Annotated in this window: 19 protein-coding genes; 11 read left to right on the forward strand and 8 right to left on the reverse strand. The window is 50.3% G+C overall.

Features of this window, described 5'->3' with window-relative positions; genetic code table 11:
• Window positions 1–463: 463 nt before the first annotated feature.
• Window positions 464–2038, forward strand: a complete 1575-nt coding sequence (locus H6F93_RS18095; RefSeq protein ID WP_190683418.1) for a hybrid sensor histidine kinase/response regulator — start codon at window positions 464–466, stop codon at window positions 2036–2038.
• A gap of 75 nt (window positions 2039–2113) precedes the next feature.
• Here H6F93_RS18095 and H6F93_RS18100 read toward each other — a convergent pair whose 3' ends face one another.
• On the reverse strand, window positions 2114–2803 hold the full coding sequence (locus tag H6F93_RS18100; protein WP_190683421.1) for a queuosine precursor transporter: 690 nt from the start codon (window positions 2801–2803) through the stop codon (window positions 2114–2116).
• Between the two features lie 106 nt (window positions 2804–2909).
• On the reverse strand, window positions 2910–4685 hold the full coding sequence (locus H6F93_RS18105) for a GMC oxidoreductase (RefSeq protein ID WP_190683424.1): 1776 nt from the start codon (window positions 4683–4685) through the stop codon (window positions 2910–2912).
• Window positions 4686–4956: 271 nt separating this feature from the next.
• On the opposite strand from H6F93_RS18105, the gene H6F93_RS18110 reads away from it, so the two are divergent.
• Entirely contained in the window at window positions 4957–6300 is a 1344-nt protein-coding gene (locus tag H6F93_RS18110) for a glutamate ligase domain-containing protein (protein ID WP_190683427.1), read from the forward strand.
• A 67-nt stretch (window positions 6301–6367) separates the two neighbouring features.
• Here H6F93_RS18110 and H6F93_RS18115 read toward each other — a convergent pair whose 3' ends face one another.
• From H6F93_RS18115 to purT, 3 genes are all read right to left on the reverse strand, one after another.
• Window positions 6368–7684, reverse strand: a complete 1317-nt coding sequence (locus H6F93_RS18115) for an ABC transporter substrate-binding protein (protein WP_190683430.1) — start codon at window positions 7682–7684, stop codon at window positions 6368–6370.
• A gap of 138 nt (window positions 7685–7822) precedes the next feature.
• A complete protein-coding gene (locus H6F93_RS18120; RefSeq protein WP_190683434.1) occupies window positions 7823–9145 on the reverse strand; it encodes an alkaline phosphatase PhoX in 1323 nt (440 codons plus the stop codon).
• 70 nt (window positions 9146–9215) lie between these two features.
• A complete protein-coding gene (gene purT, locus H6F93_RS18125; RefSeq protein ID WP_190683437.1) occupies window positions 9216–10439 on the reverse strand; it encodes a formate-dependent phosphoribosylglycinamide formyltransferase in 1224 nt (407 codons plus the stop codon).
• A gap of 543 nt (window positions 10440–10982) precedes the next feature.
• Between purT and pilM the strand changes: the two genes are divergently transcribed.
• The 5 genes from pilM to H6F93_RS18150 all read left to right on the forward strand — a co-directional run bounded on the left by pilM (window position 10983) and on the right by H6F93_RS18150 (window position 16696).
• Window positions 10983–12095, forward strand: coding sequence for a type IV pilus assembly protein PilM (gene pilM / locus H6F93_RS18130; protein WP_190645629.1), 1113 nt, complete (start codon window positions 10983–10985; stop codon window positions 12093–12095).
• A gap of 1 nt (window position 12096) precedes the next feature.
• On the forward strand, window positions 12097–12969 hold the full coding sequence (locus H6F93_RS18135) for a PilN domain-containing protein (RefSeq protein WP_190645630.1): 873 nt from the start codon (window positions 12097–12099) through the stop codon (window positions 12967–12969).
• Complete coding sequence (locus H6F93_RS18140; protein WP_190683440.1) at window positions 12966–13772, forward strand: pilus assembly protein PilO; 807 nt, start codon at window positions 12966–12968, stop codon at window positions 13770–13772. Before H6F93_RS18135 ends, H6F93_RS18140 begins: the two co-directional genes overlap by 4 nt.
• A 131-nt stretch (window positions 13773–13903) precedes the next feature.
• Window positions 13904–16036: a secretin GspD/PilQ domain-containing protein gene (locus tag H6F93_RS18145; RefSeq protein ID WP_347277315.1), complete on the forward strand. Its 2133-nt coding sequence runs from the start codon at window positions 13904–13906 to the stop codon at window positions 16034–16036.
• Window positions 16037–16249: 213 nt separating this feature from the next.
• A complete protein-coding gene (locus H6F93_RS18150) occupies window positions 16250–16696 on the forward strand; it encodes a PPC domain-containing protein (RefSeq protein ID WP_190683443.1) in 447 nt (148 codons plus the stop codon).
• On the opposite strand, the gene H6F93_RS18155 is transcribed toward H6F93_RS18150, so the two are convergent.
• Window positions 16674–17021, reverse strand: a complete 348-nt coding sequence (locus tag H6F93_RS18155) for a hypothetical protein (protein ID WP_190683446.1) — start codon at window positions 17019–17021, stop codon at window positions 16674–16676. The two genes, H6F93_RS18150 and H6F93_RS18155, sit on opposite strands and share 23 nt — an antisense overlap.
• Window positions 17022–17267: 246 nt before the next feature.
• On the opposite strand from H6F93_RS18155, the gene H6F93_RS18160 reads away from it, so the two are divergent.
• Together H6F93_RS18160 and H6F93_RS18165 are read left to right on the forward strand one after the other, a co-directional pair.
• Window positions 17268–17798 carry an orange carotenoid protein N-terminal domain-containing protein gene (locus tag H6F93_RS18160; protein WP_190645634.1) on the forward strand — a complete coding sequence of 177 codons (531 nt, stop codon included), beginning with the start codon at window positions 17268–17270 and terminating at the stop codon, window positions 17796–17798.
• Between the two features lie 171 nt (window positions 17799–17969).
• On the forward strand, window positions 17970–18536 hold the full coding sequence (locus H6F93_RS18165; RefSeq protein WP_190683449.1) for a hypothetical protein: 567 nt from the start codon (window positions 17970–17972) through the stop codon (window positions 18534–18536).
• A gap of 52 nt (window positions 18537–18588) precedes the next feature.
• Here the strand turns inward: H6F93_RS18165 and H6F93_RS18170 are convergent, their stop codons facing one another.
• Window positions 18589–19623, reverse strand: a complete 1035-nt coding sequence (locus H6F93_RS18170) for a Sll0314/Alr1548 family TPR repeat-containing protein (protein WP_190683452.1) — start codon at window positions 19621–19623, stop codon at window positions 18589–18591.
• A 268-nt stretch (window positions 19624–19891) separates the two neighbouring features.
• On the opposite strand from H6F93_RS18170, the gene H6F93_RS18175 reads away from it, so the two are divergent.
• The gene (locus H6F93_RS18175) at window positions 19892–20560 is read left to right on the forward strand and encodes an ABC transporter ATP-binding protein (protein ID WP_190683455.1); all 669 of its coding nucleotides are present in this window, start codon (window positions 19892–19894) and stop codon (window positions 20558–20560) included.
• Window positions 20561–20581: 21 nt separating this feature from the next.
• Window positions 20582–21343 (forward strand): 16S rRNA (guanine(527)-N(7))-methyltransferase RsmG, encoded by a 762-nt coding sequence (gene rsmG, locus H6F93_RS18180; RefSeq protein ID WP_190683459.1) that lies wholly within the window; start codon window positions 20582–20584, stop codon window positions 21341–21343.
• A 10-nt stretch (window positions 21344–21353) separates the two neighbouring features.
• On the opposite strand, the gene H6F93_RS18185 is transcribed toward rsmG, so the two are convergent.
• Window positions 21354–22499, reverse strand: a complete 1146-nt coding sequence (locus H6F93_RS18185) for an aldo/keto reductase (RefSeq protein ID WP_524537964.1) — start codon at window positions 22497–22499, stop codon at window positions 21354–21356.
• Window positions 22500–22600: the final 101 nt, after the last annotated feature.

Raw genomic sequence — 22600 nt, forward strand, 5'->3', positions numbered from 1 at the left:
AACTTGGAGCTTCGCCGATGAAGCTTTGGAACTCGTGAATGAAGCTTTGAGCTTCGTAAATAAACCTTAGAGCTTCACCAATGAAGCTTTGAGGTTAGCGAATAAATCCTTCATGTTCCCCGACGAATTCTTACAGCGGGTTTCACTTGGATAAACCCCAATCTTTTGTAAGGGCGAACGGCCGTTCGCCCCTACGATGTAGCTGACTCATCTGAAAACGGCTGTAAGCTGCGTGAATGAATTTCAGAGCTTCGCGAGTAAATCTTTGAGCCTCACAAACAAATCTTTAACCCTGACCGATTAAACTTTGAATTTAGCGAGCGAATCTTTAAGCTTGGTGAATGAGTCTTCTAATTTATTGAGTAATTGAGTTGGGTGACGAGTCCTTTGACACAATGTCCTACCGTTCTGCATCCCCAATCCCTGATCCCTAGCCCCCAATTTCCAAAACTGGCGTAAGTTCATGCAGTCTGAAACCCAAGTCAATATTCTCCTGGCAGATGACGAACCGGAAAACTTAATCGCGCTAGAAGCTGTGTTGGAAGGGTTGGGACAAAACCTGGTTAAAGCCAATTCGGGCGAAGATGTTTTGCGATACCTGCTCTATCAGGACTTTGCGGTGATTTTGCTGGACGTGCAGATGCCCAAGCTGGATGGATTTGAGACGGCGATGATGATTCGCCAGAGAGAGCGATCGCACCATACCCCAATCATTTTCCTCACGGCCTTTAGCACCAGTGATAGCCTCATGTGCAAAGGCTATTCTTTGGGAGCCGTAGACTATTTGTTTAAACCGATTGACCCGGTCATCCTGAGTTCTAAGGTGGCCGTCTTTGTAGACCTCTACAAGAAAACGTTAGAAGTCCAGCGCCAGGGCTTAGAACTAGCAGCCATCAATGCCGAACTGCGGCAGAGCGAAGAGCGATTTCGCACACTCAGCGCTTGCTCTCCGGTTGGCATCTTCCTCACTGACATAGAGGGCCACTGCACCTACGCCAACCCCCGCTGTCAAGAAATTTGTGGCTTTAACCTGCAAGATAACTCCAGTCAAGGCTGGCTAGACTTTGTCCACCCCGAAGATCAGGAAAGGGCGATCGCCAACTGGCTGACTCATCTCCGAGACGGACATGAATATTCAGATGAATTTCGGTTGCAGCGACAGGACAGTACTTGCTGGGTGCATCTTCGCTCCTCTCCCATGCTTTCCAACGTGGATACCCTAGTTGGACACGTCGGCACCCTGGAAGACATCACTGAGCGCAAACAAGCCGAAACCGCCCGCGCTCAGATCATCCAAGAGCAGGTCGCCCGTCGCGAAGCAGAAACCGCCAATCGGCTAAAGGATGAATTTCTAGCAGTGCTTTCCCACGAACTTCGCACTCCCCTAAACGCCATCCTGGGCTGGTCGCGTCTGTTGTTAACCAAGGACTTTGATGCAGAAAAAACCCTCCGCGCTTTAGAAACCATCGAGCGCAACGCCAAATCTCAGGCAGAGTTAGTCGAAGACATTCTAGATGTTTCCTTAATCATTCAAGGGAAACTGCGTCTTCAACCTCAGCCCATTGACCTGATTCAGCTCATTACAAGCGTGCTAGATTCCCTTCACCCCATTGCTGAATCTAAGTCAATCCAGTTTGAAACTGAGTTTGATGCAACTGCTGCAAATACCGCGGGAGACTCAGGACGGTTACGACAAATCTTACGAAATCTGCTGTCTAATGCGATCAAATTCTCACCAGAAGAGGGCAAGATCAGAGTTCGTTTGACCAAACAGCAAGATGACGAGAAAAGCTTTGCTCAGATTCAAGTGATCGATCACGGCATCGGCATTGAACCCGATTTTTTGCCCTATGTATTCGATCGCTTCCGTCAGGCAGACAGCAGCACCACCCGATCTTATAGCGGCTTAGGCTTAGGACTGGCGATCGTCCGCCATCTCACTGAGCTACACGACGGTACCGTTCAAGCTGAAAGCGCAGGCGAAGGCAAGGGAGCAACATTCACCGTTAACCTGCCGCTCCTCGAACAGCCAACCTAGCTCACATCGTAGATTGCGTGGATGGGTCAGCAATAGCGTAATGCATCACTCTTTTCTTCGTGCGTTACGCTGTCGCTAACGCACCCTACCAAAACTGGAAAGGTGAAACGGATTGAAGTTTGTGTCCGTGTCGTAGTAATCTTCCCGTTCCTGTTGCTTAAGCCAACCCGTGAGCCAATAAGTCGCGGGAGTAAAGAGAATTTCCACGCCGCACTTAAACAAATAGTTTGAAACAATCAGCGTCAGCAGCAGACTATTGGGAACCACGTTGGTGAAGGCAACCAGGATAAAAATGGTGGTGTCTACGAGCTGCCCAATCAGCGTAGAACTGATAGTTCTCACCCAAAGCTGTCTGCCGCCCGTGAGAATCTTGAGCTTTGCCAAAATGAAAGAGTTAGAAAACTCACCTGCAAAGTAAGCCACTAGACTGGCGGCTACAATTCGAGGAGTCAACCCTAAAATTTTCTCGTAAGCTTCCTGGTTAGTCCACTCTGCGGCAGGCGGTAATGCCCCTACCACAATCAAAGTGATAGACAATAGCAAGGCTGAGATAAAGCCGAGCCAGATTACTTTGCGCGATCGCCCATAGCCATAAACCTCCGTCAACACATCGCCAAAGATGTAGCTCAGCGGAAACAAAATCGTCCCGCCATCGAAGGTGAATGGACCCAGGTTGACAATTTTGGTAGACGTAATGTTTGAAATCAGCAACACCGTCACAAACAAAGCAGTGATGGTGTCTAGATGCTTAAATGACTTAGACACAATGCTGATAATTCTCGCTAGATAGGATGCTCAGCTATTGTAATAGACCTGTTGAAACATATTGCCTGCTGTAAGGGCGAACGTCTGTTCGCCCCTACCGCTAAACTCAGGCAACGACCTGTTTGAGGTGATCTGCTAGACGAATCGCTAAGGCTGCTAACGTCAGTGTTGGGTTTGCCGCTGGGGAAGTGGGAAAGACCGACAGGTCACAGGCATAAAGGTTGTCATAGCTGAGGAATTTCAGATCGGTATCCACCACTCCACTGTTATCAGCGCCCATTCGCAGTGTGCCGACTTCATGGGCAACGCCACCCAATCCAGCTTGCTTTAAGTCCAAGTTGTTGTTGGGTAGTGGTACACCACCTAACGTAGCAATCACCTGATCTTTCAACGCATTTGCTTCACCTAAGAAGCGATCGCTCTCTGGGCTACGCTGCATCTGCACCACAGGTTTGACAAAAGACGGTCCCATTTGTTGAACGGTGTTAGTCTCCATTAGTGGCACATTAAACAGAAACACCAGTTCACACAGCATCATGTTATTTCTCAACATTTGCTGTCGTGTCAAGATGTCATCGTCCACATAGCGCCCCTGATTAAAGTCTGCTCCTAACTCTAGCACCATGTTGAAAGCGTGCTGATCGGCTGAAATGGACTTGTGTTGTGACAGGATTTTGCTGGAGTCGATAGCGCTAAAGAAAGGTGAGTTTGCCGGAACAGCAAAGTGAGTGAAGTAAATCGGGTGGTCAGTGATTCCCACGCCAATCTTGCCGTTGGGGTCGAGTAGTCCGCTGAGTTGAGCAATCTTAGTGCTCTCTATGGTGCCTGCTGACAGCACCACAGTTTTAGATTGGTAGGTACGATATTTCTGAGCAATCAGGTCATAGGCGACTACTCCCGTTACTGAAGTTCCGGTGGTTTGTAGCTCCACGACAGCATGATTCAAGTTAATCGAAAGGTTGTCATCACCAGCAGGATTATCCGTTAGCTTTGACTCCATCAACAGGTCAGCAGTAGAAAACATGCCGTTGGGAATCAGGCTACCGTTGCTGTACTGCACCGCCATTGGCGCATCAAAGTGATTGAAATCAGGAAATTGAGTCCGCAGCGATCGCTTCACCTGTTGATGATAGTTTGAGGGAGCCTGCGGAACGCGGTTCATCAGATCTTCGGCCCGCTGATAACCACTGTCTTCCAGATACCATTTGATTTGGGTTGGCCACTGATCCATTTCCCAGGAAAGCATTCGGGGAATTAGCCCGCCCCAAAAGAGCGATCGCCCACCCAGGTTAAACGCCTGCCCACCAATGAAGTTAGAACCAGGTGCGTTGGCATAGTTGTCAACTTTAAACTCATCATAGAGTCCCCAAACGTGTTTATCAAACTGCCCCACGCGATGTTGACGGGGCAAGTTTGCCACATGGCTAGGAAACAGATAGCTGCCTGCTTCCAGCACCAGTACCTTCATACCTAGATCAGAAAGCTGGTCTGCCAGAATGCCACCGCCGATGCCAGAACCGATGACGATCACATCAAATAGGTCTGTCTCATTTAAATTGGGCTGAAAAAACAACTGCTGCACATGAGAGTTTTCCACTACCATTTCCTGACGGGGTGGAAAGGTAACTTGTGCTTCGGTGTAGATGTAATTACCGCCCAGCACAGGCGCTAAAAACAAGTTAGGCTGATTCATCCAGTAAGTTTGTTCCAGCACAAACTTAAAAGTCATGCCGCCACCGTAACGAGCTTCGGGCAGATCAAATCGCCACTCATCATTCTCATAGATGCCGGGAATATCTTGATCCCAGCCATCCACATTGTTGCGTAAGGTAATTTGCAGGTCAGGACGGTAGTTGATGGTTTGAAACCGAATTTGAAACATGGGGCTTTTGTCCACTAAAGTTTATGCAGCATCAACTAAAACAGCCGAGGGCATAGGGAAGCGTTGGAGTTGCGTTTGCCAATTCTCAACTCTCAATTGCTTGTAGTGGAAACGCAGTGCTGTTTCATCCTTCCGGAATATTGCGGGAAGGAAATGTCAGCGATCGCTAGGAAAGACGAGGGAAAGTTTAACCGTCCGCCAAGGGTACAGCCTGCACTTTCAGATCCACGCAGTTGCACCTTAAGATAGAGGTTTATATTTTTCTATCCCAGTGCAACTTCCTGATACCTTTCAGTCTGTTCCATCGAAATTAGAGCTTGATTCTGCTTCAGACCATCCCAACATTGATGCTGTTTTAGAGCAGTTCAATCATTTTGGCGTGCAGCTTGGCTTAGAGCGGATTCAGCGCCTACTGGCAGATCTAGGCAATCCTCATCAGCAAGTACCCATCATTCATGTCGCTGGCTCAAATGGCAAAGGCTCGGTTTGCGCCTATCTTTCCTCGATTTTGACAGAGGCAGGCTACCGGGTTGGGCGCTATACGTCTCCTCATTTGGTGAGTTGGAATGAGCGGATTTGTTTGAATGAAGCGCCAATCTCCGTCGCCGATTTACACCATTTACTGTTGCAGGTGATTGCTGCAATCCAGGAGCCGGAGGAATCCCCGACTCAATTTGAAGTGATTACGGCTGCGGCGTGGCTCTATTTTGCTCAGCAGCAGGTTGATGTTGCGGTAATGGAAGTTGGTTTGGGTGGGCGATTGGATGCAACGAATGTGTGCGATCGCCCCCTCGTCAGTGTGGTCACGTCCCTCAGCCGCGAACACTGGCAGCGTCTCGGACCAACCCTGGCAGACATTTCTCGTGAAAAAGCAGGCATCCTCAAACCCAACTGCCCCGCTGTCATCGCCCCCCTGCCCTCCGAAGCCGAACCCGTGATTAAACAGCGCCTCGCTGAACTTAACTGCCCTACTGTCTACCCTCCAGCCGCGCAACTTTTCACCCCTGGTTGGGCTCTCTACCCCAACCCCCAATCCCCTTTACCTCTCAAATTCCCCCTACCCCTGCCCGGTGCCCATCAACTGATCAATTCTGCTCTGGCGATCGCCACTGTCCAAATTCTTCAGCAGCAAGGTTGGGAGATTTCGGAAGCAGCAATCGTCAGCGGCATGTCCAAAACGCAGTGGCCGGGACGGCTCCAGTGGATTACTTGGCAAGAGCAGCCCGTGTTAATTGATGGGGCTCACAACCCAGCAGCAGCGATCGCCCTGCGACACTACATCGACAACAGCGAAAAAGTGCGCCAGCCAATCCATTGGGTAATGGGAATGCTGACCACAAAGGATCATGCTGATGTGTTTAAGGCGTTGCTGAGAGGGGGCGATCGCCTCTACCTGGTGCCTGTCCCCGACCACCTTTCAGCGGAACCGGAAGCGCTGGCAAAACTAGCATTAGAAATTTGTCCCGACCTAGCGAGTTGTGAAGTGTGTGAAGATGCGATCGATGCTCTGCAAACTGCAACAAAAACCGGGGCAACAGAATTTACCCCGGTTTTGTGCGGTTCGCTCTATTTAATTGGGCATTTCTTTCGGAGTGTTTCTGAAGAAACACAATGATGCAGATGAAAATTTAATTAGAGAATTCCTTGTAGGGGCGAACGGCCGTTCGCCCTTACGTTCAGGACTACCGATTGTTCCATTCCGATTCGGCATCAACGATCGCCTGCTCAACCGTTTTTTGGTCGAGCATAGCAGCCTGCAAATTGTCGTAGATGATGCCTTGCAGTTTCTTCACATCTTTAATCTGCGGTAGCAACACCTGAGCATCTTCCATCTGGCTGGCGCTCACCACCCGTGCCCGATCGGGAGGAGTCACCTCAGCAGGCAGATCGGTAAAATAGCCGTCTTTCAGTGCTTCAACCGTTGAAGGCAGGACATTTGCAGCCTTTGCAAAGGCAAGCTGATTTTCATTGTTAGTCACAAACAACGCAAACTTGACGGCGGCATCTGGCTGATCGGTCGATTGCGGAATCACCAGGTTCATCACCGCAACACTCTTTGCTCCAGTTGAACCCGTGATTTGAGGGGCTACACCCGATACCTCAGCGATCGCAGGTGCATTCGTAGCCACTGTTTCTAAGAAGTGAGGACTAGAGGACAGCAGCGCCACTTCTCCCGACTGATAGAGTTCGATCGCCCGCCGATGTCCCTGAGTCAACACCTCTCTGGGCAGCAGTCCGTCCTTGTACAAATCCACCCAGTACTGAAAAGCTGCCAGACCTTCGGGCGTGTTAAATGCAGCCTGTCCTTCCTCATCCACAAGCTGAACGCCCATCTGAGCAAACGACTGCAACACCTCGGCAGAATCTTCCGGTACAAACGTCACAAAGAAAGCATACTTGCCCGTTTCGTCTTTGACCGCGCGAGCGACCTCTGCCAGATTTTCGTAAGTCGAAACTTGCTCCCACTCCGTATCTTCTGCCGCCGGAAGCGGAATGCCAGCCTGTTCTAAAAGCTGCTGGTTGTAGATCGTCACGCTCGTGGTGAGATACCAGGGAATTCCAAAGCTTTTGCCGTTCAGCGTACCCGCGTCCCAAATCTTGGGCAAATATTGCTGCTGCTGCTCGGGTGAAATCTTGTCTCCCAAATCTAACCAGGCATTTAAACCAGCTAATTGAGCTGCGAAATCAGGGTTTAGATTCACCACATCAGGCGCAGTGCCCGCAGAAACAGCAGTAAGAATTTTGCTTTGCATATCTGCCCAGGGCACATCCACCCAACGCACCTTTGTCTCCGGATTTTCTGACTCAAAGGTGGCAATAAGCTGGTTGAAATAGTCGGTAAACTCTGGCTGAAGCTGCATCGTCCAAAATTCAACTTCTTGAGTGCCCGATTCGGCTTCTGAATTAGTTGGTCCTGCGCTGCAACTGACCATCCAGCTTAGCAGCAGCCCTAACAGAGCAAAGATGCCCAACCGTTTCCATTTGCTGATTCTTCCCATGTTCCCACCCACCGCGACGAATTCGAGTCTAGGATGCTGACCTAGAGCTACAGGTTAAAGGTTATAGGATACAGCTCTATGTCTCCGATTTCCTACCTCCTGTTCTCAATTTGCTTTTTTGAGGGAAATGGGGTGGCGTTATGCGCCGATCCACGGGCCCCAAATCGCGAAGGTAATGCCAGGATTTTGGATGTTGACGAAGAGGGTTTCACCGTCGGGGGCAAAGCAGACTCCGGCAAGTTCGCTGGGGTTGAGCGCATTGTCAGCAAATGGGTAAAGCTCCCCGTCGGGGGTAACTCCGACAATAGATTGGCGATCGCTCCCATCTTCACAAACAAACAGATCTCCAAATGGCGACAGAGTGATGTTATCGGGATTTTTGAGGTGATTTGCGTCAGTCGGTTCAACAAATAGCTCCAGGGTGCCGCCTTGCTCAGCAGTACTGCCCGGAACATAGCGCCAGATTTGCCCTAACCCGGTTGCGCCGCCGATGGTGCAGCAAAAGTAAAATTCGCCATTGCCATACCAGATGCCTTCACCCCGGCTAAATTGGGCTGCGCCGGAATTTGCTCCTTCTAGCCGCACGGTATCAGTAGGGGGGTTGGGGTCAGCGATTGTTACCCACTCCGCCTGCATTGGTTGTCCCACCGAAATCGTTCGGGTGCGGTTGCTGGTGTCGAGCGTTGACAGGACGGGCAGGGCGATCGCCTGCAACACGCCACCTGCCTGCAAATTACCCGGTTGATCTGGAATAAATCGATAGAACAAACCATCTGGACGGTCTTCGGTTTGATACACAATTCCAGTGGCAGGATCAACAGCGATCGCCTCGTGGTTAAACCGCCCCATTGCTACCAGCGGAACCGGATCGACGGGTTCAGTGGCGTTAGCCAAAACCTCAAAGTTGTAGCCATGAGCAACGTCAACCGCTTCTGTATCTGGCGTAGAAACGTCTTCTTCACAGCTAATCCACGATCCCCAAGGAGTTGCACCTCCGGCACAGTTGCGGTGCGTGCCTGCCAGGGAAACAAAATCGCGAATGATGCGGCGATCGCGATTCAAAATCAGTGTAGTAGTGCCGCCACGTCCGGTAGAGTCATAGGTTTTGTGGGGAGGAGCGATCGCTGCTGGCTTATCCCATTCGCCCAGATTCATTTCATGGTTGCGAATCAGAATGATCGTGTTGTCGCGTCCAGCAAATGCCGCCATGCCATCCGGGTTGCCTGGAACTGGATGGCCATCGCTCATCACATTTCCGGTCTGCGAAAGAATCCGATATTGGAATCCGGGAGGCAAATCTAGCAATCCATTGGGGTCACGCACCAAAGAACCGTAACCCTGACTCCGAACTGACTGACCCCGAATTTCTCTGGAATACAGTGCCTTGAGTGGAGCAGCCGCCAGAATGCTTCCGGCGGCTCCGGCTCCTGCCAGGGCAAAAAATTTGCGTCGTGAAACCATCCGTTCTCCTGAGCCTAGCGGATTTACACTGTAGCTCTCTCAGCCCCAAAACAGCCTTTGTAGGGGAAATTCAAACCAAAATTTTCACCTCAGCCGCACAAGCGGTAGCGCGTTCCCTGGCTTGCTCAATCGTTGCGCCGGTGGCAAGGGCTACTCCCATGCGACGGTTTTTGTAGCAGGTGAGTTTGCCAAATAGCCGTAGCTTTGTCTCAGGAATCTGGAGTGCAAGATCAGCTCCAGTCGTTTGCGGACTTTCTCCCGCTTCGGGAGCCAAAATTACGGCAGAAGCACTGGGTTTGATCAGGTCGATGGAACCGATGGGCAGTCCGGCGATCGCCCTTACATGCAGCTCAAACTCCGACATATTCTGACTGATCATCGTCACCATGCCCGTATCGTGCGGTCGTGGACTGACCTCACTAAAGTAGACGGTCTGCTCTCCATCCGGTTCACCCTGAATGAATAGCTCTACACCAAAAATGCCCCAACCGCCCAGCGCCTCAGTGATTTTGTGTCCAATGTTGTGACATTGAGCCAGCGTAGCCTCTGGCAACGGGCAAGGTTGCCAAGATTCCCGATAATCACCGTTCACCTGAACGTGACCGATGGGTGGGCAAAAAGCAGTGCCCTCGATCGACCGTACCGTTAGCAGTGTGATCTCAGTGTGAAAATCAACAAATCCTTCGACAATGACTCTGGCATTTTTAGCCCGTCCCCCCGTGTGGGCATAGTTCCAGGCAGGCAGAATCTGGGCTTCGGTGCGCACGGTGCTCTGTCCTTTGCCCGACGAACTCATCACAGGTTTGACGACACAGGGCAAGCCTAGAGCGGCGATCGCCTCCCGATACTCCGCCTCCGTTTCTGCAAACCGATAGGGCGACGTTTTTAGCCCCAACTCTTCAGCCGCCAACCGCCGAATGCCTTCTCGATTCATCGTCAGATTGGTTGCCTTGGCCGTTGGCACAACACGCCAGCCCTCTTGCTCCAACTCGATTAGGGTCTCGGTGGCGATCGCCTCAACCTCTGGCACGATTACGCTCGGACGCTCTTTGGTCACCAGCCAACGCAGCTTTGCCCCATCCAACATATCCACGACGTGAGCGTGATGGGCAACCTGCATTGCAGGTGCATTCGCATAAGAGTCAACTGCAATTACTTCTAAACCCAGGCGCATTGCTTCGATTGCCACCTCCTTGCCCAACTCTCCTGAGCCGAGCAGCAGCAGCCGTTGGGCATTGGTAGTTAGCGGTGCCCCCCAAACCTGATGAGTTGAAAGAGAAGCTGGAGCATTCATGACGGTAAAAAATGATGGAAAAACGATGGAAAACCACAGTAATACTGGACATTCTCAGGTCGCTTCATTATCATGCCTTACTCTGGAGCCCGGTTCTAGATTTTAGTCACGAGCCATACAAATGATCAGTCAAATCATCAGGCGGTGGTCATTGGGTGGGTCATTAACCAATGACACTAGCCAAAATCAAATTATTCTGACCAGAATTTGAGTCATTCTGACCAAAATCAAGCTCGTCTTTGCCAAGCGAATCGATTTTCTCAGTGTTTTTCTCAATTTTTTTCAGATAAATTTCGTTCAACTGTACTTTTTTCTCTAAATTGTGTGTAATATCGCTGGTAAATCAGTAAGTTTCACAGCAGAGAAACTTCTACCGACCGGTAACAGGGTGGCATCTTTTAAGGTTTGTATCCTTCGACTAAGACTGGCAATTCTGACTTAAATTAGGTACCATGCGCTAGCGCTAATCCCGCTGCACTGACTGTTTCTAAACTCAATTCGATTGCCTAACTTCTTCTAACTTCTGAACGAGCGGACAAAACTGTGTTTAGCAGCTTCAAGGGTTTACTATCAAAAAAGACTAAAGGGATCGGGATAGAGTTGACTCCCGAACGAGTCAACATTGCGCGGCTGAGAAAAAAAGGTCAGGCGTTTCAGCTCGTCACTCTGGCATCTGCCGAAGTTCCAGAGGGAGTTTTTCAAGAAGGGCAGATCGTAGACTCTGCGACGATGGCAGAAATCATTCAGTCAGTTGTTGCAGAAAGCAAGATCAAAATTAAGAACGCCGCGACTGCTATCCCCGGTGGACGGGACACCGTTACCCGCATCATTCCAGTACCTGCAGAGCTAGATGATCGTGAGCTGCGGGAAATGGTTCTCAATCAGGAAGCTGGACTATATCTACCATTCCCTCGTGAAGAGGCAGATGTAGACTACCAAAAACTCGGCTTCTTTGTGGATGAAGACGGGATCGAAAAGGTGCAGGTGTTGCTGGTAGCCACTCGCAAAGAGGTAACTGATTCCTATATCAGCACCTTCCAACAAGCAGGCATCACAATCAATGCGTTGGAAATCAGCAGTTTCTCCTTAATCCGAACGATTCGAGAGCAGCTCAGGCAGTTTACGCCTCAGGAAGCCGCGGCGATCGTCGATATTGAGTTTGAAAGCACAGAAATTTCTATCGTTGTGGATGGAGTTCCTCAGTTCTCTCGAACCGTGCCCATTGGAACGTTTCAGATTCAAAGTGCGCTCAGTCGAGCGATGAATTTGCCTCCTTCGCGCAGCACTGAGCTACTCCAAGGAATGACGGTTCCAGTAATGCCGATGGACAGCGTTGGGATGCCCAAAATGGGTGGAACCAATCCTGGAACGGCGGCAATGCTGAGGGTCTTAGGTGAATTAGCGGATGAACTTCGCCGTTCGATCGATTTCTACCTCAACCAAGGCGACAACTTAGAAGTAGCACAGCTTTTGTTAGCGGGTCCCGGTGGGGCGATCGGGCAACTTGATGAATTCTTCTCTCAGCGGTTAAGCTTGCCTGCCAGTCAGGTCGATCCGGTTGCGGCACTTTCGCTTGAGGTAGACCAGGAAATTCCTTCAGTTCAACGACCGGGGCTAGGGGTTGTTTTGGGTTTGGGTTTGCGGGAGGCATGGTGATATGTACAGTCTAGATATCAATTTTCTGAATGACCGGGTTGAGCGTCCGGCAGAAACTGGCAGACCCGACCCTCGTATTGTCCAGGACAGTCCTCGACCTATCTTTTTAGGGGTAGGGGTCGCAGCGCTGCTGCTAGGGTCTGTAGTCGGGCTATGGGTTTTCTTGCAGAGTCGTAATGCGGCTTTGGCTCAGCGGCAGGCTGAGCTAGATTCTGAGCTAGCTGCTTTGCAGGCTCAACTCTCTGAAGTGGATACGATTAATCAGCAAATTACAGCGATTAATACTGAAGTTCAGGCTTTAGGGTCGGTCTTTAATCAGATCAAGCCCTGGTCAGCACTGTTGCAGGATATTCGCGATCGCGTCCCGGCTAACGTTCGGATTGGTTCAATTGAGCAACTGAGTGATGAAGAAAGCGCCACAGCTGCAGCTGCTGGTCAACCCTCACCTGCGGCTCAACCTGCTCCAGCGGCTTCCCCAACCGATCCCAATGCTGCTCCAGCCGATCCCAATGCTGCTCCAGTTGCCCCAGCTCCACCAACCACGTCAGTAGTTCAAATCTCTGGGCTGGCTCGTTCATTCGACGATGTGAATGACTTTGTCCTGACGTTAAAGCGATCGCCCTTCCTGGAAGCTGAAGAGACTCGCCTCTTAACCGCTGAACTCATCGATAACCCAACCCAAATTGAGTTTGGGGAAGGCATTCAGTCCAACAATATTGAGGTAGAACTGCCCCAGGTGGTTCAATATACAATTTCTAGCCAGTTAACCGATCTTCCGGCATCAGAATTGTTTCAAGACCTGGAGCGAACCCTGGCTGTCGGTTTGACGGCTAGAATTCAAGCACTTCGAGAGAGAGGAGTCATTCAGCCATGACCGTCGGTGGAGATTTCGTCCCTTCAGGGGACAGAAGAGAATATGACGCTGGGGGCAACTACCCCACAGTATTTGGCATTAGACTCACCCCATCTGTAAGTGGGATCTTGATTGCTCTTTTGGGGTTGGGTGCATCAGCCTACTTACTGATCAACCTGGTGCAACCCACTTGGCAGCGAAACCAGGAATTGCGTCAGGATGTTGCTGCTAAGGAAAGCCAGTTGATCAACCGTGAGGAAAGTCAGCAGCAAATTCAGGAAGCAAGGGCTGAATTGGCAGAAGCTAGACAGGTGAGAGCTGATGTTGTCGCTCTATTTGCCAATCAAGAGAGCATTGACACGCTGTTACTTGACTTGAATGAACGCATCCAGGCAGTCAATGCCGGAATTCAGGACGAAGATAGAAGGGCAAACTTGACTCGGTTTGAGCTAAATGAAGAATTGTCTGGTGTAGTCACTGACAGCTCACTGGGTACAGAGGTTAACAACCGGATAGAACGACGTGTATACGATGTCGAGCTTGAGGGCGATTTTCCTCAAACTCAGTCAATCATGCGAAATATCGAACGATTACAGCCTTTGCTAGTAGTCAAAAATCTTAATTCTGAACTAGATTTTGCTGCACAAAGTATTCTAATTGATGCTCAAGGCAGACTACTGCCAAATGGTCAACCCGTCACTCGCATTACCACTGCCTTCCAGCTACAGGCGCTTGTACCGGTAGAAAATACACCTGCTCCTGCTGCTAGCCCTCCCACAGCAGGAACGACAGAAGGGGAAGCGGTTGAGGGAGCCACTAATTAGTTAGACATCTGTGCAGAAGTGTAAATCTGCACCATCAGGGGCATGTTCGTGGATGCGTTAAACCGCATCAAGCCTAACCTGGCTCAATAATCAATTCAACGTTAAAAGGGTTTCTGAAGGAGGAGTGGACTGTGAAGCATCTTGGACTTGGTAGCGCTTTGGGCAGCAGTATTTTGACGAGTGGAGCCTGGGTGCTGTTGGCAACTCAACCAGCTTTTGCTCAAGCAACTCAGGTGACGAATGTCAGGCTCAATCCTAGTGGGCAAGGGGTTGATGTGATCTTGGAAACGCGAGATGGCGATCGCCCTCAAATCTTTACCGTCAGCCAGGGCAACACACTGGTTGCCGATGTCGTAAACACCCAACTCGCTCTGCAAGACGGCAACGGCTTCTTGCAAAATAGCCCTGCTCCAGGAATTAGCTCTGTTGTCGTCAGTCAACTTGATGCAAATAGCGTCAGAGTCACCGTTACAGGCGATGCCGAAGCTCCGTCTGGTCAAATTTCTCAAGGCAATGAAGGCGTAGTCCTGAGTGTCAGCCCTGCCGAGCAAGGCTCAGTCGCCCAACAGCCCAGCCCAGCCACCTCAGAATCTGCTAACACAGACTCCCAGACGGTTGCACAACGCCAGCCCGTTGCCCAGACTCCAGACGATGTGCTAGTGCCAGACCCACAGATTGAAATTGATGGGGTTCCAATTCCAGCCCCCACTCAGCAAAACTTTACCCCACCTCTACAACCTCGTGCAGTTGCCCCACCTGTCGGTGACATTGCAGTTTCTCTGGTTGACACCTCACCCCCAGCGATCGACCTAGGAACAGGAGAATTGGTACCTCGTCTGGTGTTGCGCGATGCACCCGTGCGAGATGTGCTGTCTCTGTTAGCCCGGGCTGCCGGACTCAACGTTGCTTATATCGGGCAAGACTCATCCCAGACGGAAGATGCTGCTGCTGCTCCCGACGGAGCTGCCTCAGACATCAGAATTTCTCTGGACATTGAGAATGAGCCTGTCCAGGATGTTTTCAACTACGTGCTGCGGATTAGTGGGCTAGATGCAAACCGTACAGGACGCACAATTTTCGTTGGGCCGAGCCTACCTAACGAAGCCCGTCAGTTAGTCACTCGCAACTTGCGGTTAAACCAGGTTCCCGTAGGAACAGCCCTCAACTTTTTGGTTGGTCTAGGTGCTGAAACTGCCGTTAGCCGCCAACGTCAGGTCACCTTCGTGAGCGCCATTCCGGTTGAGACGGGTGCTGAAGGAGGTGCAACGGTCACTGAGCAGTCAGCCCAAACGTTTACGGAAGAGAGAATTGAAACTCAGCGCGTAGATTTTGAGGATTCTACTCCTTTACTTCGCGGCTTGCAGGTAGTAGGTGACGAACGTACCAATTCCGTCACTTTGGTTGGTGCACCCAATCAAGTTGAGATTGCAACTGCCCAGCTAGTTCAACTCGATGTACGCCGTCGCCAAGTTGCAATCAATGTTCGGATTGTGGATGTTGACCTCCTAGCGCTTGACCGAGCTTCCACCAGCTTTTCTTTCGGCATAAACGATACTTTCGTAGGTGTCGGTGGCGGTCGGGGACTTACCGTCGATTTTCTTGATCCTGGTACAAATATTGATCGTAACTTGGTTGCCGCACTTGAGCTTGAGGTGGAAAACCAGAATGCTAAGATCCTCACTGATCCAACTTTAGTCGTTCAAGAAGGGCAGACGGCTGAGGTGCAGTTGACCGAAGAAGTAATTACCAACTTCGAGATTGAAACTACTGGGACAGGCGATGATAGAACTCAAACCGTAACCGTTGAGCGAACACCTGCGGGTTTAATCTTGCAGGTTCAAGTTGACCGAATTGACGACAACGGATTTATCTCATTGTCGGTAGCTCCTTCAATCTCGGCTCCTGCTGCAGTAGAGGAAGTTGAACTGGATGATAACTTGGTTGAAATTACTCTCTTAGCCGAAAGAAGATTAACGTCTGGGCAGGTGCGTGTACGAGACGGTCAGACGCTCATCCTCTCTGGTATTATTCAGGACCAAGATCGGACTGTCGTGAGTAAAGTTCCCATCCTGGGTGACATCCCTCTGCTGGGTGCCCTCTTTAGAGACACGGACCGCACAAATTCTCGTCAGGAAGTGATTGTGATCTTGACTCCGCAAATCTTAGATGACTCGGATGGTTCTACGTTTGGCTATAGCTATACGCCGCAGCGAGAGACGCAGCAGTTCTTGGAGGATCGCACTCGTCCTACCCAAGAAGATTAAGGATTAATGTGAGTTAGTTCGCGCTGTTTCAGTCGCCTATTGTGTCTCTGAGATGGCAAAAAAGATTGCCGATCGCAGTGCGATCGGCAATCTTTTACGTTTAACGTAGAGGATGAATCAATACTGGTTTTAATCTGCATTTAACAGGACTTACAGAGAAAAATGATGCATAATTGACGAGATCTATTTTCGCTGCTGAGATTTCCTAGTTTCATGAGCAAATTATTCTCTAAGTTTAGCCTTGCTTTAGTGGCTCCGGCAGCACTGCTGACAGTTGTTGTGAGTGCGCTTTCAGCTAGTGCCCAATCAATGTACACTCCAGTTCCGCTGGATAGTAGCAACGAAATTACGGATACGCTTACAGATTCAGATATTCCAACAGGGTTTGGTGGGTTTGCACGGGATTATCTGGTTACGTTTGAAGCAGGCGATCAGGTAGCGATCGATCTAACTTCTGATGAGTTTGATACCATCATTACCTTGATTGGGCCGGACGGTGCAACATTCGGTGAGAACGATGACGGTCCCGATGGCACGACCAACTCTCTCTTATTTGCTCGGATTACTGTACCAGGTAGCTATATTGTTCGGGTTAGACCTTATGCAGGTCAAGGACTGGGTTCTTTTAACCTGAAAGTTACTCGTCTGCGTCCGATTTAAGTTCTTGGTCTGGGGCGCTGCTTTTAGCTGGAATGAACAATTGCGGTGCCCTTTGCCCTCCTGACTGAATGGGTGAGTTGTTTGTGGTGGTGGTTGAAGCGGGTGTTGATGTAGTGCTACTCGCACTACTGGGCAAAGATGATGGATGGGTAAGTGAGTGGCACAGCAGCGTTAATAGACAGGAACAAACTGCTAGTAGCCACAGGTCTAGAGCCTTACTCGACAGCCGTCGATCGCCCATTGTTAGAGCAAAAGATTGAATTGAGCGGGTTTGGATTAAGTAGGTGGAGTGGGATCTAGAGCGATCGCCCCTAAGCTTGGTCATTGTTGCATTCCTATCCTTCAACATTGCTTTGACGCTTTGACCTGAAAGAGGTTCCAATCCGATTTATCAACTTCATGGCAACCTCATCAAGCAGCTTACCCAAACCAGGGTCCGTAACATAGCTCTGTCTACGGAAAGAGTAGGGGGCTTACTCCAGGTTAGATGAAACTCTCCCTCTTGAGAGGCGACTTGATTTAGTCAAGTCTGATACTTCTAGGTGAAGTTAAGTTTTCCTGGAGAGGATCTATGTCCCCTAACCCAAATGCTGTTACATCTGACTATCTGCCTGAAGAAACCCAGAAGACGGTAGATGCATTTTCAAAGCTCGGCACTGATGAAAAGCTGGCATTTCTCTACTATGTCTACACAAAGATGGGAGACTCTGTAACTCCAGCGGCTCCAGCAGCAACCGAACCCGAACTTGCGCCTCAACTATTGGGCGATGTGTATGAGATGTCAAAGGACGAGCAGCTTGGCGTAATGCGGGCAATCGTCAATCAGGAAGATACTGACCTATCTCGTGCCTACGGTGCGTTGAAAGAAAATAACCAGCTTATGGTTTGGTTTGCTTGGGCGCAGGCAATGGGCACCACAATTATTGGAATGCCTGATGATTACCAAATTCCGCAAGCTATCAGCCAGCTCCTCAGCCAGATTGAAAATCTAGATTTTCAGGAGCAAATTTCGATGCTGCGCGAGGTGGCAGGCAGTATGGGCTACAGCGACGTAAAGGCAATTCCTAGTCAAGCAGAAACTGGCAAAACTGCTAGCCTATAAGCAAGTCATGTAGCAGGGTCGCACGATGTAATAGCTGTAGTTGTTGGGTGTGTTTGGCAAAATTGCAGTAGAAGGACTACCTGGGGGAGGTCAGGTTCAGGAAACTGTGAGAGAATCGGCTCAGACTTTACTCAAAGCCAGTCTAGTAAGCTAATTCCCTTAAATTTGCTCATGCACCACAGTTTTTTGATCCGAATTGCAGCCATTCCACTCGTTGCGACTGGGTTATTGGCTACTGTGTCCACTGCTCCAGCCGCCGCTGTCGGTAATGATTACCAAACTTGTGCAAATGAGTTGCTGAGTGCAGGTATTTCTGAGGAAGAAGCCGCCGCTGCCTGTGCGGCAGCTCTTAATCCTGAAGAGCTATCTGAATGTGTGATTGCCATTGATGCGGGGACTGCAGTTGAGGCAACGGACGCACTATCGGGCTGTCGGCGGGTACGTCGTCCAGATGAACTGTCAACTTGCGTGGTTGATGTCGCTTTTAATGTTGATGCAACAGAAGCCTTGAATGTGTTGGACTATTGTCGTCGCAGCCTGTTACCAGAACGCTTTTCAGAATGTGTTGTGGGGTTGCGGACTGAGGTTGGGTTTCCAACGGATGAAATTCTCAATACCTGTATTGCAGCAGGCGATCGCCCCCGTGAGCTATCCCCCACCTTCATTCCTCTAACCCCAAGCCAAACTCCTATTAACCCAGATATTCGAGTCACTCCTATCCTGCCGGGGGGACAGTAGAACATAGCAGAATTCTGTAGGGGCTTGGCATTGCCAAGCCCCTACAAAGTTTTTATCCCTGACTTGCCTCCTCAGCTCTATCTCTTGCCGCTGAGCAGTTTTGGTCTCTGCCAGTCGCGCGGGTGTCAGCACGGCAGGCTTCCCAGGCAATTTGACCGGCCAGGGTGGGGAGCAGTTGAGTTTGCCGTTCTAGTGCCTGCTGAAAGAAGGTTAGACTTTCCTGGTCTCTTTCCTGCTGCACCAAAATTTGGGCTTTGAGATAGAGCAGGTCGGGGTTATCGGGCGTTGCCTGCAAGGCTTGCTCAACGGCTGCCATAGCTTCGTCTTGCTGGTCAAGGTCGCGGTAGGCGATCGCAATCCCCCGTTGCGCTAAGTATTCAGGAGCCGCATAGTTCTCTAGGCGTTCAATCGCCTGATCTGGATCGGAAAAAGGCAAATTTACTGCCAACATCAAATCCATGTATCCCTTCAACAGATTTAGCTCTGGATCAGTAGGGTCAATTTCTTCGGCTGCCTTGAGGCTATCAAACACCAGTTGAAGTTTGCTCAGGGCAGTAGGCGTTCCTCTAACGACCCCTTGAACGGTTATCGTATGGGCACCTTCGAGAAAATGACCAGCAGCGATATAGATGTTGCCCCTTAGGGGATCTGTTGCAATCAGCCGCTCAGCCGCCTCGCGGGTCAGGGTTGCATTCTCTGACATGGCATCTAGATCTTCATTCATGAAAGCCAGAGAAGCTTTCATAGCATAGGCAAGCGGTTCATCGGTTTGGGCAGACTGGAGCAACTGCTCAGCCGAGCGATAGTTTCCTTGCTCAAATAGCGCATTGAAAGCTGCTTCAGTCTGGTCATCGATCGCCCGAGGATTGCTTTCTCTAAACGGATCGCCTGCCAGCGATGGAGTGACCCATAGGGTAGCGATCGCCATTGCTCCAGCGATCGTAGCCACAGCCTGTCTAGCAGCTACTAAAACGGGTTGCTTTTTATTGTGTCCGTGCGATAAATCAATGGAAACAGACTTTAGCCCTTTTATGCCTCTAGATTGGAGCTTTTGTAGCGATAGAGACGTTGTAGGCGTTCCGGTCATAATTCAGCCTCAATAAAGTTGTAGTGAAGGAGTTAAATCAAGATAATTTCAACACGCCGTATGGCATTGGTACACAGGCAGATTTCACGCATCCGGGTGGATATGGATCGCACCAATTATCCACATTCAAAAGCGTATACCTCAGAGGTTAAGAGAATTTTGAGGACATCGACTATGACGCGATCGCCCTGAAGGGGTTCCTATTTGTATCAAGTTTGCAAATTCCTAGACTAGTATAGAAATCACATCGCTGCTTGCCTGACTGCTAATGCTCTATCTTAGAAATCTGGTTTATCATCCCGCTGCAACTCCAACCGCAATTCTGAAATCGATCAATTTAGAATTAGCGCCTAAACAAATGGGATTGGTAATCGGTCCGAGCGGCTCTGGCAAAAGCACGCTACTCGAAATTTTGGCAGGTTTAGCACAAAAAACATCTGGCGCAATTCACTGGCGCAGTCAAGAACTCACACCCGAACACCTTCAGCAACTAGGTGGATTGGTTTTTCAGTTTCCAGAGCGCCACTTCTGCGGCAGCACAATTCTAGATGAACTGCGGCTGGGCCATCCTGAACTGGGCAAAGAACGCATCGAGCAAGCCCTTCAGCAGGTTGGGCTGGCTCACCTGCCGCTAAAAACCTCGCCTCACTCGCTCAGCGGTGGGCAGCAACGACGCTTAGCCCTAGCAGTCCAGTTGATTCGTCAGCCCTATCTGCTGTTGTTGGATGAACCCACAGCAGGGTTAGATTGGTCGATGCGCCAACAGTTAGTGAGTTTGCTGGCAAAGCTCAAGCAAGACTGGAGTTTGCTAATTGTCACCCACGACGCTGGAGATTTGCTGGCGATCGCCGATCAGTGCTGGACGCTCAATCACGGTGAGCTTGCTCCAGCAGATCCCGCTAAGCTGGCAATTGGTAGACCACAGCCCGTGAGATAGGGAAAAAAAGAGGGGTGAGGAATGCAAGACGAAGGGAAAGGCAAAATTTTTTTGCCTGTCATGGCTGAACTGTGGCAGGAGACAGTAGGCTGGCAGCCTGACGAACAGCAGCAGACAAAATTTCAGCGTCTCTATGAGCTGATTCTAGAAGGCAACCAAAAACTTAACCTAACGCGCATCACAGAGCCGCAGGAATTTTGGGAAAAGCACCTGTGGGATTCTCTCCGAGGCATTGCTTTTCGGTTGAAGGACAACAAAACTCCAGTGAATGAGTTAACTTCCTCGTCCTTGCAAATCCTTGACATTGGTACTGGAGCAGGTTTTCCTGGGCTGCCCGTGGCGATCGCCCTACCTCACGCAACCGTCACCCTACTGGACTCAACCCGCAAAAAAATCGCTTTCCTCGACTCTCTCATCCCTGAGCTGTCCGTTGAGAATGTGAAAACGCTAGTAGGGCGAGCAGAACAGATGAGGGGCGATCGCCAACACCGAGAACAGTACGATTTAGCGCTAATTAGAGCCGTTGGTTCTGCCTCAGCCTGCGCTGAATATGCCCTACCGCTACTGAAACCGGGCGGCTCAGTGGTTCTCTACCGAGGACAGTGGACAGATGCGGAAGCAACGGAATTGGCTCAAACGGCTGAGCGATTTAATGGCAAACTTGACACAGTCGAAGAATTTACCACGCCGCTAACTCAAGGTATCCGTCACTGCATCGCTGTGCAGAAAGTTAGCTCTAGTCAAGTCAATCTGCCCAGAAAAACGGCTTCTTCACCGACTTAGCCCTACATACTTATTGCTGAGAAAGCCGCTGAACCGTCTTGCCGCCTAGAAGCTGGTGAGTTTCTTCTAAAAGGGCTGGAATTTTGTCGGCGTGGGGACTCTGAGATAAACATTGGCGCAAGTCTAGACTTTGCACTCGATCGGCTTTGTTGCCGGGAAACCAGTGACTTGCATTGCCCAGCATGTTGTAGCGAGTTTGAGCGAAATCAACCAGGTCATAGGCGATCGCCAAATTCCTCAGCCACAAAATCGACCGAATATTCATGCCTCCTGGTGTTTCCTCTGGTTTGGGTAGCCCAATGTGCCAGGTTTTGTACCAGGTTTCGCCTAAGCGGGCGATCGCCTCATTCTCCAACCGTTTTAAAATTGGCGGCAAAACAGTATCGGTCTGGTCGAGCAGTGGCAGTGCCTTCAAATGCTCATCAAAATCTTGAGGTCGCGCCGCCCCAATGCTAAGCGTGTGAACTTGAGCATGGCTGAGGCAAAACAGATCGTTGAATACCATTGGGCTGAGCGGGGCACACAGTTCTACTAGCTTCGGGGACGGTTGATAGAGCATTCCGCCTTTGTCAGAAGGGCTGATGATGAAAACGCCCATATCTCGCTCAGTCGCCGCTTCGATCGCTGCCCAGTTAATCTGATTGATGTAGTACCAGTGCAGGTTAATGTAGTCGAACTGGTTAGTCTCAACCGTTCGCAGAATGATGTCGGTTGGCGCGTGAGTCGAGAAACCAATGAACCGCACTTTGCCCTGCTGCTGAAGCTGTCGCGCTACATCTAAACAGCCACCAGGACGAATGCTTTGGTGTAGCAGTTCAGGGGTATTGATACCGTGCAACCCTAACAGGTCAACGTGGTCGAGCCGCAGGTTAGAGAGGGACTGGTCAAAGGTGCGGTGAAACTCTTTAGGGTCTTCGCACGGACTCACTTTGGTTTGCACAATCAGCTGTTCTCGCGGCAGCTTTGGCAAAATTCGCCCTAGCTGTAGCTCTGAACTGCCATAGCCTCTAGCGGTTTCAATGTGATTGATGCCCACTTCTAGCGATCGCCGGATTGTGGCTTCCAGGTTTTTCTGGCGATCGTTTGGAACACTCCATCCCGGCACGTCTTTCCAGGAATGCTGATAACGCATTCCACCGCAAGAAAACACGGGCATCTGTAACTCTGTCCGGCCAAAGCGTCGATACTGCATGAGGTAAAGCGTCAGGGAGTAGAGAACGGCAATACTTAGAACTTAACATCCCTGAACTTAACATT

Source organism: Leptolyngbya sp. FACHB-671, from assembly GCF_014695745.1.
GTDB lineage: Bacteria > Cyanobacteriota > Cyanobacteriia > Elainellales > Elainellaceae > JAAUTN01.

What these genes read in the sequence shown, in the direction of transcription:
- purT (WP_190683437.1), bottom strand. Translation starts at nt 10,439, where the DNA reads ATGAATGCTCCAGCTTCTCTTTCAACTCATCAGGTTTGGGGGGCACCG.
- H6F93_RS18095 (WP_190683418.1), top strand. Translation starts at nt 464, where the DNA reads ATGCAGTCTGAAACCCAAGTCAATATTCTCCTGGCAGATGACGAACCG.
- H6F93_RS18115 (WP_190683430.1), bottom strand. Translation starts at nt 7,684, where the DNA reads ATGGGAAGAATCAGCAAATGGAAACGGTTGGGCATCTTTGCTCTGTTA.
- H6F93_RS18170 (WP_190683452.1), bottom strand. Translation starts at nt 19,623, where the DNA reads ATGACCGGAACGCCTACAACGTCTCTATCGCTACAAAAGCTCCAATCT.
- H6F93_RS18140 (WP_190683440.1), top strand. Translation starts at nt 12,966, where the DNA reads ATGACCGTCGGTGGAGATTTCGTCCCTTCAGGGGACAGAAGAGAATAT.
- H6F93_RS18120 (WP_190683434.1), bottom strand. Translation starts at nt 9,145, where the DNA reads ATGGTTTCACGACGCAAATTTTTTGCCCTGGCAGGAGCCGGAGCCGCC.
- H6F93_RS18160 (WP_190645634.1), top strand. Translation starts at nt 17,268, where the DNA reads ATGTCCCCTAACCCAAATGCTGTTACATCTGACTATCTGCCTGAAGAA.
- H6F93_RS18155 (WP_190683446.1), bottom strand. Translation starts at nt 17,021, where the DNA reads ATGACCAAGCTTAGGGGCGATCGCTCTAGATCCCACTCCACCTACTTA.
- H6F93_RS18165 (WP_190683449.1), top strand. Translation starts at nt 17,970, where the DNA reads ATGCACCACAGTTTTTTGATCCGAATTGCAGCCATTCCACTCGTTGCG.
- H6F93_RS18175 (WP_190683455.1), top strand. Translation starts at nt 19,892, where the DNA reads ATGCTCTATCTTAGAAATCTGGTTTATCATCCCGCTGCAACTCCAACC.
- H6F93_RS18150 (WP_190683443.1), top strand. Translation starts at nt 16,250, where the DNA reads ATGAGCAAATTATTCTCTAAGTTTAGCCTTGCTTTAGTGGCTCCGGCA.
- rsmG (WP_190683459.1), top strand. Translation starts at nt 20,582, where the DNA reads ATGCAAGACGAAGGGAAAGGCAAAATTTTTTTGCCTGTCATGGCTGAA.
- H6F93_RS18135 (WP_190645630.1), top strand. Translation starts at nt 12,097, where the DNA reads ATGTACAGTCTAGATATCAATTTTCTGAATGACCGGGTTGAGCGTCCG.
- H6F93_RS18185 (WP_524537964.1), bottom strand. Translation starts at nt 22,499, where the DNA reads ATGCCCGTGTTTTCTTGCGGTGGAATGCGTTATCAGCATTCCTGGAAA.
- H6F93_RS18105 (WP_190683424.1), bottom strand. Translation starts at nt 4,685, where the DNA reads ATGTTTCAAATTCGGTTTCAAACCATCAACTACCGTCCTGACCTGCAA.